9 protein-coding genes are annotated in these 16,045 nt (G+C 62.0%); 8 read left to right on the top strand and 1 reads right to left on the bottom strand.

Annotated features, from left to right (window positions below):
• Nucleotides 1–15: 15 nt before the first annotated feature.
• The 5 genes from eprS to ACTJK7_RS00265 all read left to right on the top strand — a co-directional run bounded on the left by eprS (nucleotide 16) and on the right by ACTJK7_RS00265 (nucleotide 10,467).
• Nucleotides 16–2,967, top strand: coding sequence for an autotransporter serine peptidase EprS (eprS, locus tag ACTJK7_RS00245; protein ID WP_440779724.1), 2,952 nt, complete (start codon nucleotides 16–18; stop codon nucleotides 2,965–2,967).
• 179 nt (nucleotides 2,968–3,146) lie between these two features.
• On the top strand, nucleotides 3,147–6,233 hold the full coding sequence (locus ACTJK7_RS00250) for an autotransporter serine protease (RefSeq protein WP_108561910.1): 3,087 nt from the start codon (nucleotides 3,147–3,149) through the stop codon (nucleotides 6,231–6,233).
• 57 nt (nucleotides 6,234–6,290) lie between these two features.
• On the top strand, nucleotides 6,291–7,979 hold the full coding sequence (locus ACTJK7_RS00255) for a polyurethane esterase (protein WP_440779722.1): 1,689 nt from the start codon (nucleotides 6,291–6,293) through the stop codon (nucleotides 7,977–7,979).
• 100 nt (nucleotides 7,980–8,079) lie between these two features.
• Nucleotides 8,080–9,933 (top strand): polyurethane esterase, encoded by a 1,854-nt coding sequence (locus tag ACTJK7_RS00260; RefSeq protein WP_440779721.1) that lies wholly within the window; start codon nucleotides 8,080–8,082, stop codon nucleotides 9,931–9,933.
• A 159-nt stretch (nucleotides 9,934–10,092) separates the two neighbouring features.
• Nucleotides 10,093–10,467 (top strand): hypothetical protein, encoded by a 375-nt coding sequence (locus tag ACTJK7_RS00265; RefSeq protein WP_108561916.1) that lies wholly within the window; start codon nucleotides 10,093–10,095, stop codon nucleotides 10,465–10,467.
• A gap of 58 nt (nucleotides 10,468–10,525) precedes the next feature.
• On the opposite strand, the gene ACTJK7_RS00270 is transcribed toward ACTJK7_RS00265, so the two are convergent.
• Nucleotides 10,526–10,750 (bottom strand): YgdI/YgdR family lipoprotein, encoded by a 225-nt coding sequence (locus tag ACTJK7_RS00270; RefSeq protein WP_039768348.1) that lies wholly within the window; start codon nucleotides 10,748–10,750, stop codon nucleotides 10,526–10,528.
• A gap of 196 nt (nucleotides 10,751–10,946) precedes the next feature.
• Here ACTJK7_RS00270 and ACTJK7_RS00275 point away from each other — a divergent pair, with 196 nt between their 5' ends.
• From ACTJK7_RS00275 to ACTJK7_RS00285, 3 genes are all read left to right on the top strand, one after another.
• Nucleotides 10,947–12,599 (top strand): VRR-NUC domain-containing protein, encoded by a 1,653-nt coding sequence (locus ACTJK7_RS00275; protein ID WP_440779719.1) that lies wholly within the window; start codon nucleotides 10,947–10,949, stop codon nucleotides 12,597–12,599.
• A complete protein-coding gene (locus tag ACTJK7_RS00280) occupies nucleotides 12,596–14,881 on the top strand; it encodes an ATP-dependent DNA helicase (protein WP_323162370.1) in 2,286 nt (761 codons plus the stop codon). The genes ACTJK7_RS00275 and ACTJK7_RS00280 overlap by 4 nt, the downstream gene beginning before the upstream one ends.
• Before the next feature lie 175 nt (nucleotides 14,882–15,056).
• Nucleotides 15,057–15,971: a zeta toxin family protein gene (locus tag ACTJK7_RS00285; protein ID WP_108561923.1), complete on the top strand. Its 915-nt coding sequence runs from the start codon at nucleotides 15,057–15,059 to the stop codon at nucleotides 15,969–15,971.
• The last annotated feature ends 74 nt before the right edge of the window (nucleotides 15,972–16,045 follow it).

Below are 16,045 nucleotides of genomic sequence, written 5' to 3' on the forward strand. Positions count from 1 at the left end.
AAAAGAGTGGTGAACATGGACGTACGCATCAAGCCGATTTCGGTCGGCACCCTGCTGCTTGTGATTTCTTCGACCCAGGCTCAGGCCCAATACCTCGAATCCGGACAACCCGGCGATCCGGCCAGTTGGCGCAGCGCCGAATTCCTGCGCGACTGGGGCCTTGGCCGGATGCAGGCCGATCAGGCCTACGCCGCCGGCATTACCGGCAAGGGGGTGAAAATCGGCGCACTGGACTCCGGTTTCGATACGGCCCATCCCGAGTTCGCCAGCGACCGTTATCACCCGGTACTGGCCAGCGGCAGCTACCTCGATGGCTCGCTATTCAACGTCAACGGCACCCTCAACCCGAACAACGACTCCCACGGCACCCACGTGGTCGGCACCATGGGCGCGTCCCGCGATGGCACCGGCATGCATGGTGTGGCGTACAACGCGCAGATCTATGTCGGCAACACCAACAAGAACGACAGTTTCCTGTTCGGCCCCAACCCTGATCCGCGCTACTTCAAAGCGGTGTACGACGCCTTGGCCGATGCCGGCGTGCGAGCGATCAACAACAGTTGGGGCAGCCAGCCGCCGGATGTCAGTTACCGAACCCTCGCCGACCTGCACGCCGCTTACGCCCAGCACTGGAATAAGGGCACCTGGCTGGATGCGGCGGCAGACGTTTCCCGTCGTGGCGTGATCAACGTGTTCAGCGCCGGCAACAGCGGCTACCCGAATGCCAGCGTGCGTTCGGCGCTGCCGTACTTTCAGCCAGACCTGGAAGGCCACTGGCTGGCGGTCTCCGGACTCGACCAAAGCAATCAGCAAAAGTACAACCAGTGCGGCATCGCCAAATACTGGTGCATCACTACGCCGGGGGCGAAGATCGACAGCACCATTCCCGACGGCGGTTATGCGATCAAGTCCGGCACCTCGATGGCCGCGCCACACGCCACCGGCGCACTGGCGCTGGTGATGGAACGCTACCCGTACATGAACAACCAGCAGGCTCTCGAAGTGCTGCTGACCACCGCCACTCAACTCGATGGTTCGGTGACTGACGCGCCGACCGAACGAGTCGGCTGGGGCGTGGCCAACCTGTACCGGGCGATGCGCGGGCCGGGGCAATTGCTTGGTGCTTTCAACGCGAATCTGGCGGCCGGGCAGAGCGATGTCTGGAGCAATGACATCAGCGACAAGGCGCTGATCCAGCGCCAGAGCGAAGACCTCGCCGAACACAGCGCCTGGCAGCAAACCCTGCAAAACAAAGGCTGGCAGAGCGGCGTGCCGGCCGGCGCCAGCCAGCAGGATCAGACTGATTACGCCGTGGGCATGGCCCGTGACGCAGCAGCTTCCGCTCGGGTTTATCAAGGCAGTCTGATCAAGTCCGGCGACGGGCGACTGATTCTGACCGGTGAAAACACGTATCGCGGGCCGACCACGGTCAATGGCGGTCTGCTGACGGTGAACGGATCGCTGACCTCGGCCGTGACCGTCAATGACGGCGGCACCCTCGGCGGCTCCGGGCGGATCGGCGCACTGACCGCCAACAGCGGTGGCCGGGTGGCACCGGGCAACTCGATCGGTACTTTGAACGTGGCCGGGGACGTAACCTTCGCGCCAGGCTCGACCTACGCCGTGGAGTTATCTCCCACCAGCAGCGACCGCATCGTCGCCGGCGGCTCCGCCTCCATCAACGGCGCCACCGTGAGCCTGTCGCTGGAAAACAGCCCGACCTTGCTCAGCACCACCGAAGCCAGAAGCCTGCTCGGCCGGCAGTACGACATTCTGCAAGCGGCGGGCGGCATTCAGGGTCGGTTCGGTGCAGTGCTGCCGGATTACCTGTTCATCGGTGGCAGCCTGGCCTACAGCGGCAACGGCATTGGCTTGAACGTCGAGCGCAACGCGACGTCTTTTACCAGCATTGGCCAGACACCGAATCAGCGCTCCGTGGCCACGGCGGTCGAGGGTTTGGGCGCGGGCAATTCCGTGTACGAAAGTCTGCTGTTGTCGGCCACCGCCAGCGACGCGCAACAAGCCTTTCAACAGCTGAGTGGCGAAATCTACCCGGCCCTCGGCTCGATGCTGATCAACGACAGCCGGCAACTGCGCGATGCCATCGGCGAACGCCTGCATGACGCCCAAGCCACGCAAAGCAATGGCTGGATCAAGGCCCTCGGCGCCTGGGGCACAACCGACTCGCGCCACGACACCGCCGGTTACAGCACTTCCATCGGTGGCTTGCTGGCCGGTGTAGACGGAGCGCTGGATGAGCAGACCCGCATCGGTCTGGTCACCGGTTACAGCGACAGTTCGCTGAGCATGGGCTCGGGCACTCATTCCTCGGCCAAGGTCGACAGCTATCACCTCGGCGCCTACGCCGGTCACGACATCGGTGCCTGGCGTCTGAGCACCGGCGCGGCCTACAGCTGGCATCGCGCCGATGTGAAACGCGACTTGCAGTACGGCAACGTCAGCGCCAAACAGAAAGCCAAGGTCGATGCCGCCACCACTCAGGTATTCGGCGAAGCGGCCTATCGACTGAACCTGCAACCGCTGGCCCTGGAGCCGTTCGCCAACCTGGCTTACGTGCACATCAACACCGACGGCTTCACCGAGAAGGGTGACGCCGCCGCGCTGAAAAGCGGCGACGACCAGCGCGACACGGTGCTGAGCACCCTCGGCGTTCGGGCGATCAAGACCTTTGACCTGCCGTCCGCGCAGAAGCTGGACGTGAGCGGGCATCTGGGCTGGCAGCACAGCCTGACCGACATCGAATCCGAACAGCATTTGCGCTTCGCCAGCGGCAGCGCGCCGTACACGGTCGAAAGCTCGCCACTGGTGCGCGACGCTGCGCTGATCGGCGTGCAGGCCAGCCTGGCACTGACCCGCGACGTGCGGGTGAACCTCGATTACACCGGACAACTGGCCAGCCGCGAGAAGCAGCATGGCGTGGGCCTTAGTCTGAACTGGCAGTTCTAGACACACGGATGATCGTTCCCACGTCGAGGCGTCGAACCGTCTGCGTGGGAATGCCTCTAGGGACGCTCCGCGTCCAGTGACGCGGAGCGTCACGGGCTGCGTTCCCACGCGGGAGCGTGGGAACGATCACGGGGCTGAACACACGGATTTTTCGCAACATCACTAAGGAAGGTCGCTGGATGAAAAACAACAACACCCCCGCGCAATCGGGTGGCTGCTTTCGCCTGAAAACTCTGAACTTTGCCTTGCTCTGCGCGATGGCCACCTGGGGCAGCGCGCACGCGGCACCCTACGTGGAAAGCGGTCGGGCAGGAGATCCTGGCAGTTGGCGCAGTGCCGAGTTCAAGGCCGACTGGGGCCTGGGCGCCATCGGCGCAGATTACGCTTACGCCGCCGGCTACACCGGCAAGGGCGTGAAGCTCGGGATCTTCGACCAGCCGGTCTACGCCGCACATCCGGAGTTTTCCGGCAGCAACAAGGTCATCACCCTGGTGACCTCGGGGATCCGCGAATACACCGACCCCTACATTCCGGTCAAAGCCGGGGACGCGTTCCGCTATGACGGCTCGCCCTCGGTCGGTTCCGACGGCAAGCTTGGCGCCCACGGCACCCACGTCGGCGGGATCGCCGCCGGCAGCCGAGACGGCGGACCGATGCACGGTGTGGCGTTTGGCGCGCAGGTCATCAGCGCCGACAACGGCGACCCAGGCCCGGAAGACGGCATCGTGCGCGGCAACGACGGTGCGGTGTACAAGGCCGGCTGGGATGCGCTGATCGCCAGCGGCGCGCGGATCATCAACAACAGCTGGGGGATCGGTATCACCGACCGTTTCGACCTCGGCGGCCGTGACCCGGCGTACCCGCACTTCACCGTCAACGATGCGCAACTGCAGTTCAACGAGATCCGCACACTGCTGGGCACCAAACCCGGCGGCGCCTACGACGGTGCAATCGCCGCCGCACGCAGCGGGATCGTGACGATTTTCGCAGCGGGCAACGACTACAACCTGAACAACCCGGACGCCATCGCCGGCCTCGGTTACTTCGTGCCGGACATCGCGCCGAACTGGATCACCGTCGCCGCATTGCAGAGGAACCCGGATCAGACCAGCGCCAATCCGTACATCATGAGTACGTTTTCTTCGCGCTGCGGCTACACCGCCAGTTTCTGCGTCTCGGCACCGGGCACGCAGATCTACAGTTCGATCATCGAAGGCACCAACGCCGACAACCTGACCACCGGCTACAAGAACTACAACGGCACCTCGATGGCCGCGCCGCACGTGGCCGGCTCCATGGCGGTGCTGATGGAGCGCTTCCCGTACATGACCGGCGATCAGGTCGCCAGCGTGTTGCGCACCACGGCCACCGACCTCGGCGCACCGGGCATCGACGCCCTGTACGGCTGGGGCATGATCAACCTGCGCAAGGGCATCGACGGCCCGGCGATGTTCGTCACTGAGCAGGACATTCCCGAAGAATTCCGCATCCAGGGCGCCTACGGTTCCGGTCAGTTCGTGGCCGATCTGCCGGGCATCGGCGCGATCATCGATGCGGGCAAACCCACCGAGCGCGTGTGCAACGACATCACCTGCGGGCTCGACACCTGGCGCAACGACATCTCCGGCCATGGCGGTCTGACCAAACAAGGCATCGGCACCCTGGTGCTGACCGGCAACAACACCTACAGCGGCCCGACCCTGGTCAATCAGGGGCGACTGGCAATCAATGGCTCGCTGCAATCGGCGGTGACGGTCAATGACGGCGGCATCCTCGGTGGTAACGGCCGGATCGCCGCGCTGACCGCCAACAGCGGCGGCACCGTGGCGCCGGGCAATTCCATCGGCACCTTGAACGTGGCGGGTGACGTGACCTTCGCACCAGGTTCGACCTATGCGGTGGAAGTCTCGCCGACCAGCAGCGACCGGATCGTCGCCGGCGGCAAAGCGGTGATCGAAGGCGCGACCGTAACCATGTCGCTGGAAAACAGCCCGACGCTGTTGACCACCGGCGAAGTGAAAAGCCTGCTTGGCACGCAGTTCAACATCTTGCAGGCAGCGGGCGGCATTGAAGGGCAGTTCGGCCAAGTGCTGCCCGACTACGCATTCCTCGGCGGCACCCTGGCGTACTCGGCAAGCGGTGTGCAACTGGACGTCGGCCGCAATGGCGCCTCGTTCGCCAGCGTTGGCCTGACCCCGAACCAGCGCGCAGTCGGTGCTGCCGCCGAACGTCTCGGCGCCGGCAATGCGTTGTTCGAAACCCTGTTGCTGTCGCCGTCGGCGGCCGCTGCGCAGGAGGCCTTCCAGCAACTGTCCGGCGAGATTCACCCGGCCATCGGCACGCTGCTGATCAACGACAGCCGCTACCTGCGCGATGCCGTGGGCGAACGTCTGCGCGAGCGTGATCTGTTCGATGCCGGCGCGCCAACCGATGACCGCAGTAACGCCTGGCTGAAAGTGTTGGGCGCCTGGGGCAAGAGCGATGGCGGGTCGAAATACGCCGATTCCACCAGTTCCATCGGCGGCCTGCTGGCCGGTGTCGACGGCTTGATCGCTGAAGATACCCGTCTGGGTTTCGTTACCGGTTATAGCGACAGCTCGTTGAGCATGGGAGACGGGACACATTCGTCCGCCTCGGTCGACAGCTATCACCTGGGCGCGTACCTGGGGCATCAGATCGATGCGTTGCGTCTGACCGCCGGTGCGGCCTACAGCTGGCATCGCATCGACGTCAAACGCGACCTGCAGTTCGGTGGCGTCAGCGGCAAACAGAAAACCAAGCGCGATGCGACCACCGCACAACTGTTCACCGAAGCGGCCTACGACCTGGGCCTGCAACCGATGAACCTGGAGCCGTTCGCCAATCTGGCCTACGTGCACCTCAACAGCGACAGCTTCACCGAGAAGGGTGATGCCGCCGCACTGAAGGGCGGTGAAGACAACCGCGATGTGGTGCTGTCGACCCTCGGTGTGCGGGCCAAACGCACGTTTGCCCTGTCGGAGAAACACCAGCTGGAACTGGGTGCAAGCCTGGGCTGGCAGCACAACTTGAGCAGCGTGGATGCTGACAGTCACTTGGCCTTCGTCAATGGCAACAGTGCGTTCACCGTGCAAAGTGTGTCGATGGATCGAGATGCAGCGGTGGTCGGCGTGCGCGCCGGTCTGGCGCTGAACCGCGATGTCCGGGTCAACCTGGACTACAACGGGCTGATTGGCTCCAACGAAAAGGACCACGGCGTGGGCCTGACGCTGGACTGGCAGTTCTAAGGGGTAACGGCAGTTCTTTCGAGAACTGCCGTTTTTTAAAGGAAGAGAGAGCACAACATGGGACTGTTCGATTACAAAAATGCCGACGGCAAAGCGCTGTACAGCGATGCCATCGCCCTGACGCTGTATGCCTACACGCCGACTGGCCAAGCCTTGCCCGGTACAGGCTGGAAGCCGATCGGCGCCACGGCGCTGGGCTATCAGGGCAAGGTCGGAGCACAGGGCACGTTCTTCGGCGAGAAGGACGGCTTCACCAGCGCCGAAGCCGAAGTGCTCGGCAAGTACGACGCCGCGGGCAAGCTGATCGGCATCGGCGTGGCCTTCCGCGGCACCGGCGGGCTGGGTTACAGCGACACCTTCGGCGACATGAAAAGCAACCTGCTGGCTGCCATTGGCCCGTCGGACTACGCCACCCAGTACGCGAAAAACGCCTTCGACAACCTGCTCAAATCGGTGGCCGCGTTCGCTGTCGCCCACGGCATTGCGGCCAAGGACGTGCTGGTCAGCGGTCACAGCCTCGGCGGTCTCGGGGTCAACAGCGTGGCGGAGTTGAGCGCGAGCAACTGGGGCGGGTTTTTCAAGGACGCCAACTACATTTCGTTCGCCTCGCCGACCCAGAGCAGCACCGGCACGAACGTGCTGAACATCGGCTACGAAAACGACCCGGTGTTCCGCGTGCTCGACGGCACCACGTTCAGTACCGCGTCGATGGGCAAGCACGACAAACCGCGCGATTCGACCACTGACAACATCGTCAACTTCAACGACAACTACGCGTCCACCGCGCAGAACCTGGTGCCGTTCAGCATCGCCAACCCGCTGAACTGGTCGGCCCACAGCTCGCTGGGGTATGCCGACGGCCTGAATCGGGTGATCGCGTCGAAGTTCTACGGCCTGACGCACAAGGACTCGACGATCATCGTCTCCAACCTTGAGCAAGCGTCGCGGGGCAAGACCTGGGTCGAGGATCTGGGCCGCAGCGGCGAGCCGCACACCGGCAGCACGTTCATCATCGGCACCGACAGCGGTGACTGGCTCAAGGGCGGGGCGGGCAACGACTTCCTCGAAGGCCTGGGCGGCGATGACCGTTTCCGTGATGACGGCGGTTTCAACATCCTGCTCGGTGGCCAGGGCCACAATACCTTCGAGCTGCAAAAGCCGTTGCAGAACTTCAGCTTCGCCAACGACGGCGACGGCACGCTGTACGTGCGTGACGCCTACGGCGGCATCAGCATGACCCGTGACATCGGCGCGCTGGTGAGCAAGGAATCGGGTTCGTGGTGGGGCAGCAAGGAAATCACCTGGACCGTCACCGCCAAAGGCCTGGCCAACGGTACCGAACTGACCCAGTACAACCATTCGCTCAGCGGCGGCGACATGGGCGACACCCTCAAAGCCACCGCCGACGGCGACTGGCTGTTCGGCCTGGGCGGCAACGATCACCTGCAAAGCGACAAGGCCCACGTGACCTTCGTCGGCGGTGCCGGCAACGACGTGATGAGCGCGGTGGGTGGCAACAACACCTTCCTGTTCAGCGGCGCCTTCGGCTTCGACGCGATCAATGGCTATCAGGGCAGCGACAAACTGGTGTTCATGGGCGTCGAAGGCGCGGGGCAGGGCTACGACTACAAACAGCACGCGTCGCAGTCCGGAAGCGATACCGTGCTGAAGATTGGCGACTTTGCCGTGACGCTGATCGGGGTCGGTGTGGCTAACCTGTCGGATTCGAGTTTCGTCTTCGCCTGACAAACGAAAGTTGTACTGAAATGCTCCGGGGCGCCTCGGGAGGGGCGTTCTGGTTGTGAGCTATCTCTGAACAATTCCAACAAAAAGAGAGGCAACAGCAATGGGTGTGTATGACTACAAGAACTTCGGTACGGCGGAATCCAAGGCGCTGTTTAGCGACGCCATGGCCATTACGCTGTATTCCTATCACAACCTCGATAACGGCTTTGCCGTCGGTTATCAGCAGAACGGCTTCGGCCTCGGCTTGCCGGCCACGCTGGTGACCGCGCTGATCGGCGGCACGGATTCCCAGGGGGTGATCCCCGGTATTCCGTGGAATCCCGATTCGGAAAAAGCCGCACTCGACGCGGTGAAAAAAGCCGGCTGGACCCCGATCACCGCCTCGCAACTGGGTTACGAGGGCAAGACCGACGCGCGCGGCACCTTCTTCGGCGAAAAGGCCGGCTACACCAGCGCTCAGGTGGAAATCCTCGGCAAATACGACGCTCAGGGCCATCTCACGGAGATCGGCATCGCCTTTCGTGGCACCAGCGGCCCGCGGGAAATCCTGATCGGCGATTCCATCGGTGACGTGATCAACGACTTGCTCGCCGCGTTCGGCCCCAAGGATTACGCCAGGAACTACGTCGGCGAAGCCTTCGGCAACCTGATGAACGCTGTGGTGGCCTTTGCCAAGGCCAACGGCCTGAGCGGCAAGGACGTGCTGGTCAGCGGCCACAGCCTCGGCGGGCTGGCGGTCAACAGCATGGCGGACTTGAGCACCAGCAAATGGGGCGGGTTCTTCCAGGACTCCAACTACATCGCCTACGCCTCGCCAACCCAGAGCAGCACCGACAAGGTGCTCAACGTCGGCTACGAAAACGACCCGGTGTTCCGCGCCCTCGACGGCTCGACCTTCACCGGCGCCTCCCTCGGCGTGCACGACGCGCCCAAGGAGTCGGCGACCGACAACATCGTCAGTTTCAACGACCATTACGCCTCGGCGGCGTGGAACGTGCTGCCGTTCTCTATCATCAACATTCCGACCTGGATCTCACACCTGCCGACCGCCTATGGCGACGGCATGAACCGGGTGATCGAGTCGAAGTTCTACGACCTGACCAGCAAGGATTCGACAATCATCGTCGCCAACCTGTCGGATCCGGCACGGGCCAACACCTGGGTGCAGGACCTGAACCGCAACGCCGAAACCCACAAGGGCAGCACCTTCATCATCGGCAGCGACGGCAACGACCTGATCCAGGGCGGCAGCGGCAACGATTATCTGGAGGGGCGCTCCGGCAACGACACCTTCCGCGATGGCGGGGGCTACAACGTCATCCTCGGCGGTGCCGGTAACAACACCCTCGATTTGCAACAGTCGGTGAACAAGTTCGACTTCGCCAACGACGGCGCCGGCAACCTGTATATCCGCGATGCCAACGGCGGAATCAGCATCACTCGCGACATCGGCAGCATCGTCACCAAGGAGCCGGGCTTTCTCTGGGGCCTGTTCAAGGACGACGTGACCCACAGCGTCACAGCGACCGGTTTGAAGGTCGGCAACAACGTCACTCAATACGAGTCGAGCGTGAAAGGCACCAGCGGCGCCGACACCCTCAAGGCCAAGGCCCGCGGTGACTGGTTGTTCGGGCTGGACGGCAACGACCATCTGATCGGCGGGGCGGGCAACGATGTGTTCGTCGGCGGTGCCGGTAATGATCTGATGGAGTCGGGTGGCGGGGCGGATACCTTCCTGTTCAACGGCGCATTCGGCCAGGATCGCGTGGTGGGTTACACCGCCAACGACAAACTGGTGTTCCTCGGCGTGCAGGGAGTGTTGCCGGGCGACGACTTCCGCGCCCATGCCACGGCGGTGGGGCAGGATACGGTGCTGAAGTTTGGTGCTGATTCGGTGACGCTGGTCGGGGTTGCGTTGAACAGCCTGAGTGCCGACGGGATCGTGATCGCCTGACGGCAAGGGTGGGGAGGGAGCGTATTCCCTCCCCATAGCAAAAGTGACTCACCAGCGATTCCCTGACTCCAATCCCTGCACTAACAGGAAATGCGGCCTAAAGCCATGACGGCAACGTTCGTCATGTAAGGGTCGCCAACGAGTACAGGAGATTCACACGTGAAAGGTTTCAAGAGGTTTTTCGGTATCGGGGGACTGGCGCTGCTGTCGGCCAATGCCTGGGCCGATCTGCCTCACAGCTCGATTCTGAGCCGCTATGGCGTGACACCCGATCAACTGCCAGAGCCGGCCAAAAGCGAAGACACCAAACCCGTCGAAGAAAAAAGCCGCTTTCATATCCAGCCCGAACAACCGTTCGTGACCGTTCGCATCGGCGAAGACCATGAGCCGGAAATGACCGGCAACCTGAGCATCGACCGCATGGCGCAACAGGAGCGTCAGCGCTGTCAGCGCTTGCAGGAAGAACTGGTTCGCCGCGGCGAGCGTCCCTTCAGTTGCGACGGCTCCCTGCCGGGCATGGCATTACCCCGCTGACAAATGCAAAAAAGGCTGCGCTCCAACAGGAACGCAGCCTTTTTTGATGTTTTATCCGTCAGTCTTCCTTGCGCACCGTGGCCACTTCGTCGGCACGTACGCGGACTTTGGCGCCGGAAATATCCTTGAACTCGTAGAAGCCATCCTCGGTTTTGGTATCGGGCATGTCTTCGGTCAGGTACTGGGTGCCGTTCTGCAAGGTCACCACTGTCGGGGTCGAGCAACCGGCCAGGGTCAGCAAGGCTGCAACAGCCAACGGAATTCCGAGAGTCTTGATTTTCATAAGCAAGCATTCCTGTTCATTTCGACCATTGTCGGCCTCTAACGCGGTTGGTGCCATTACGCCCGGAAAAGTTCGATGGCCACCTGAAAAAAACCGTAATGAATGTGCCACTGATCTTTTTCCGTTTGCGCCCGCCGGGGCAGGCTGGTATCTGTACGCATAACCAGTACTCGCTTGCCATGGCCCCGAAATTACCGTGACTGCCAATCCCCTCGATGACCCGTTCTATTACCTCAACAACTTCCGCCAGGTGCTTGATTGGCTTGAGCTTCGTTATGCCGATGTGATGAGCGAAGCGGAACACGCTTTCATTCGCGACTTCACGGCACTGCCGCGCGGATCCCAGGGATTGCTGGTGCGGATGGTGATGCGCAAGGGCGTGCATTTTCGCGCCGGCAAGCTGAATTATCCGGAAATCGGCAACATCGCCGAGGCGGCCCAACCGCTGCTGGATCACGGCTGGCTCGATGAACAGGCGCCGTTGTCGATGACAGATCTGTTCGAGGTGTTGCTCAAGGCCGAGATCCTGCAAGCCTTCGGCCCGGCCATCGACCAGCCCAAAGGCAAGAAAGTCGACTGGCTGCCGCAGCTGCACGAACAATTCCCCGAGCCCCGCAGTTTCCGGCAATGGTGCCCGGCGCTGCCGGACCGGCTGTTCAGCCTGACGCTGATGGACCTGTGTGATCGTTTTCGCCTGATGTTCTTCGGCAACCTCTATCAGGACTGGTCGGAATTCGTGCTCGCCGACCTTGGCATCTTTACCTACGAAAAAGTCGAATTCAGCGCCGATTCCCGGGGCTTGCGCAGCCGTGCCGACGTCGATGCATGCCTGTTTCTGCACGATTGCCAGCTATATTTCGAAGCTGGCGAGCCGCTGGAGCCGATCGTCGAGCAGGTCGCGGCGCTGCATTTCGATAACCCGTGGCTGCAACGCCGGCGCGGCAAGCTGTTGTTCCAGATCGGCCAATACTGCGAGCGCCTCGGCGAATTCGCCCTGGCGCTGAAGATCTATCGCGACTGCGCCTATCCCGGCGCGCGGTTGCGGATGATCCGCGTGCTGGAGCGCAGCGCCGAATATGCGTTGGCTCTGGAACTGGCGGTCATTGCCGAGCAGGCGCCGGAAACCGCCACCGAACAACAGGGCCTGCAACGGCTGGTGCCGCGTTTGCGGCGCAAGCTCGGCGGCCCACCGATCAAGCGCACGGCGCCCGGCATGGTGGAACGGCTGGACCTGCATCTGCCGCGTCTCGATCCGGCGTTGTCGGTGGAATATCACGTTCAGGCGCACCTGCACGAAGAAACGGGCCCGGTGCATTACGTGGAAAACAGCCTGATCAATTCACTGTTCGGCCTGCTGTGCTGGCCGGCGATCTTCGCGCCATTGCCGGGCGCGTTCTTTCACCCGTTCCAGCGCGGACCAGTGGATCTGCTCAATGAAGACTTCCAGCCCCGCCGCGCCGAGCTGTTTCAGACCTGTCTGGCCGAACTTGACGATGGCCGTTATGCCGACACCATCCGCGCGCGGTTCGCCGCCAAATGGGGCGTGCAGTCGCCGTTCGTGTTCTGGGGCGCGCTCAATGAAGAACTGCTGGAGCAGGCGCTGGCCTGTCTGCCGGCCGAACACCTCAAGCACTGGTTCAGCCGTCTGCTGCTGGACATCAAGGCCAATCGCGCCGGCATGCCCGACCTGATCCAGTTCTGGCCGCAGCACAAGACCTACCGGATGATCGAAGTCAAAGGCCCCGGCGATCGTTTGCAGGACAACCAGCTGCGCTGGCTGGAGTTCTGCAACACGCACCGGATGCCGGTCGCCGTGTGTTACGTGCAATGGGCGGAGCAGGGCGCTTGAGCTACAGCATCGCGGTGCGGGCGCTGTGCGAATTCACCGCGAAAACCGGTGACCTCGACCTGCGCTTCACCCCGTCACCGACTGCGCTGGAGGGCATCGCCGGGCATCGCACCGTGGCGTCCCGGCGCAACGACGCCTACCAAAGCGAAGTGGCGCTGGAGGGCGCATTCGGGCCATTGAAGGTCAAGGGCAGGGCAGACGGCTACGACCCGACGCAGAACTGCCTGGAAGAAGTCAAAACCTATCGCGGTGACCTGAGCAAACAGCCGGCAAACCACCGTGCGCTGCATTGGGCCCAGGCGAAAATCTACGGCTGGTTGATGTGCTGTCGCTTGCAGCTGGAGCAGATCAATCTGGCGCTGGTGTATTTCGACATCGTCACGGAAAAGGAAACCTGTCTGGTCGAAGCGTTCAGCGCCGATGCGCTGCGGCAGTTCTTCGAACAACAGTGCGGTTTGTTCCTGGCGTGGGCCGAACAGGAAATGATTCACCGCGAAGCGCGCAACCGGGCGGCGCAGCAATTGGGGTTTCCCCATGCCGCGTTTCGCCCCGGTCAGCGTTACCTCGCCGAATCGGTGTTCAAGGCCGTCAGCACCGGTCGCTGCCTGATGGCCCAGGCCCCGACAGGGATCGGCAAGACCCTCGGCACCCTGTTTCCGATGCTCAAGGCCATGGCGCCGCAGCAACTGGACAAGGTCTACTTTCTTACCGCCAAGACGCCCGGACGCAAACTGGCGCTGGATGCGGCGCAGGTGCTGTTCGATCACAGCGAAACCTTGCCCCTGCGAGTGCTGGAAATGGTCGCCCGGGACAAGGCCTGCGAACACCCGGACAAGGCTTGCCACGGTGAATCCTGCCCGTTGGCCCAGGGCTTTTACGACCGTTTGCCCGCTGCCCGCGAAGCCGCCAGCCAATTGCGCCTGCTGAATCAGGCCGCGCTGCGTGAGGTCGCCTTGCAACATGCGGTATGTCCGTATTACCTGAGCCAGGAAATGGCCCGTTGGGCCGACGTGGTGGTGGCGGACTACAACTATTACTTCGATTTCAGCGCGCTGCTGTTCGGTCTGGCCCAGTTCAATCAATGGAACGTTGCGGTGCTGGTGGACGAGTCGCACAACCTGGTCGAGCGCGGGCGGCAGATGTACAGCGCGACGCTCGATCAGGCAACACTGGGCAGCGTGCGCAAAACCGCGCCCGAGGCCTTGAAAAAGTCGTTGCAACGGGTCAATCGCGAATGGAACGCCCTGCACAATGACCAGTTGGCGCCGTATCAGGCCTACGACAAGGCGCCGGAAAAACTGCTGCAGGCGCTCTCATCCTGCACGGCGAGCATCGGCGACTACCTCAACGATCACCCGCAAGGACTCGACAGCGGATTGCAGAATTTCTACTTCGAGATGCTGCAATTCGGTCGGGTGGCGGAACTGTTCGACGCGCATTACCTGTTCGACATCAGCAAACGTGACCTCGAACGCAAACGCCCGTTATCGCAACTGTGCCTGCGCAACGTGGTGCCGGCGGCGTTCATCGGCCCGCGCCTGACGGCGGCGCGCAGCAGCGTGCTGTTTTCCGCCACCCTCAGCCCGCGCCACTATTACGCGGATTTGCTCGGCACGCCGGCCAACACGGTCTGGATCGACGTCGAGTCGCCGTTCAGCGCCGAGCAATTGCAGGTGCAGATCGTCAGCCGGATTTCCACCCGTTTCACGCACCGGCAAGCGTCGCTGGAACCGATTGTCGAGCTGATCGCCCGCCAGTTCAGTGAACGTCCGGGCAACTACCTGGCGTTCTTCAGTAGTTTCGATTACCTGCAACAGGTCGCGCAGTTGCTGGCCGAGCGGCACCCACACATCACCCGGTGGCAGCAATCCCGAGGCATGGACGAAGGCGCGCGTCAGGCGTTTCTCGATCAATTCACCGCCGACAGCCAGGGTATCGGCTTCGCCGTGCTCGGCGGCGCGTTCGGCGAAGGCATCGATCTGCCCGGCGCGCGGCTGATCGGCGCGTTCATCGCCACCCTCGGGCTGGCTCAGCTCAACCCGGTCAATGAACAGATGAAGCGCCGTATGGCCGCGATCTTCGGTGCCGGCTACGACTACACCTATCTGTTCCCCGGCGTGCAGAAAGTGGTACAGGCCGCCGGACGGGTGATCCGCACCCAGCAGGATCGCGGCGTGGTGATGCTGATCGATGATCGTTTTGCCGAGGGCCGGATTCGGCAGTTGCTGCCGCGCTGGTGGTCGCTGGAAGGGAGTGAATGCGCAGGAAACCTGTCGGGTTGACGTACGTTTTCGGGACTTTGAACAGGGCGATTTTCACCGCAAGCTGTAGGAATAATCATTTATAAAACAGCGATATACGTTGTAAATATCTTGTCTTTGATGAGGTCAGAAAACCGGTCTTTAGTCATAGGGCCGGTCACCGGTATCCCTCAAGACGAGATAAGGAAATCACTGCATGTCTTTCACCACTGCCTACCACTACACCTACACGCCGGAGCAGGTCACTGCCGCTTTCGATACCCTCAGCCCGACGCTGTTTTCCGCAGTAACGGCCGAGACCACACCCCGGATGCTGGTCACTGCCGGCGTGCAAAGTTCGGGCAAAACCTACCTTCTGGAAAAAAGCCTGCTGCCTTCCGGTCGCTATCAAAACCATGTTCGCCTTTACCTTCCCCAGTATCGGGAAAAGCATCCGCAATATGAGGAAATGATCAAAATCGGCGTATTGCATGCCTACGAACACACAGAGACGTTCGTCCGCGATCTGTGCCAGAAGATTTTCGAAAGAGCCTTCAACGAAAAACTCAACATCATTCTGGAGTGCGCATTCGACACCATCGAATTTGCCGCCTTGCCTGAGTACGCCGCCAATGCCGGCTATCAGCTGGAAGTGCACGTGGTCGCCTGCAACTACCCCTTTGCCTTTATTTCCGGGGTTCGACGCGGGCTCAAAAGCCTCGAAAAGGGCGAACTCGAGCGTTTCGTCAAACCGTCGGTGCTGAAAACCAGCCTTGGTAACGCTCATGCAGTGCTGTACACCCTGGAGGCGGCCGCCAAAAAAGTCAGCGGATCGCAGATTTTTCTGTACGAACGCGGCCTGGGGGCCTTGCAGGATCGGGTCCTGCGCGCGCACAGCACATACAGCCTGGACAGCCAGAACAGGCTCTCCATTTCCTCGACAGTCACGCCTTACAGCTACGAGGCCTATCAGCGTATTTTCAGCAAATCGGTCAATGGCGAAAGCGAGCGTAATGAAATGGTCAGGGAGAGCCATCTGGCCTTGTCCAAAGCAACGCAATACGCGACGCAGGTACCGGATTTCCTCTTCAATGCGCTTTACGCCAGGATCGTCAGATATGTCCAGCGATGAGCTGCTGTCCCTTGCCCGGCCCGGTATGCTTTTGCAGCTGTCCATTCCACCGGTTTGACGCATACTCCTGTCAT

It is taken from the genome of Pseudomonas sp. 22085 (assembly GCF_052045815.1).
Lineage (GTDB): Bacteria > Pseudomonadota > Gammaproteobacteria > Pseudomonadales > Pseudomonadaceae > Aquipseudomonas > Aquipseudomonas glycinae.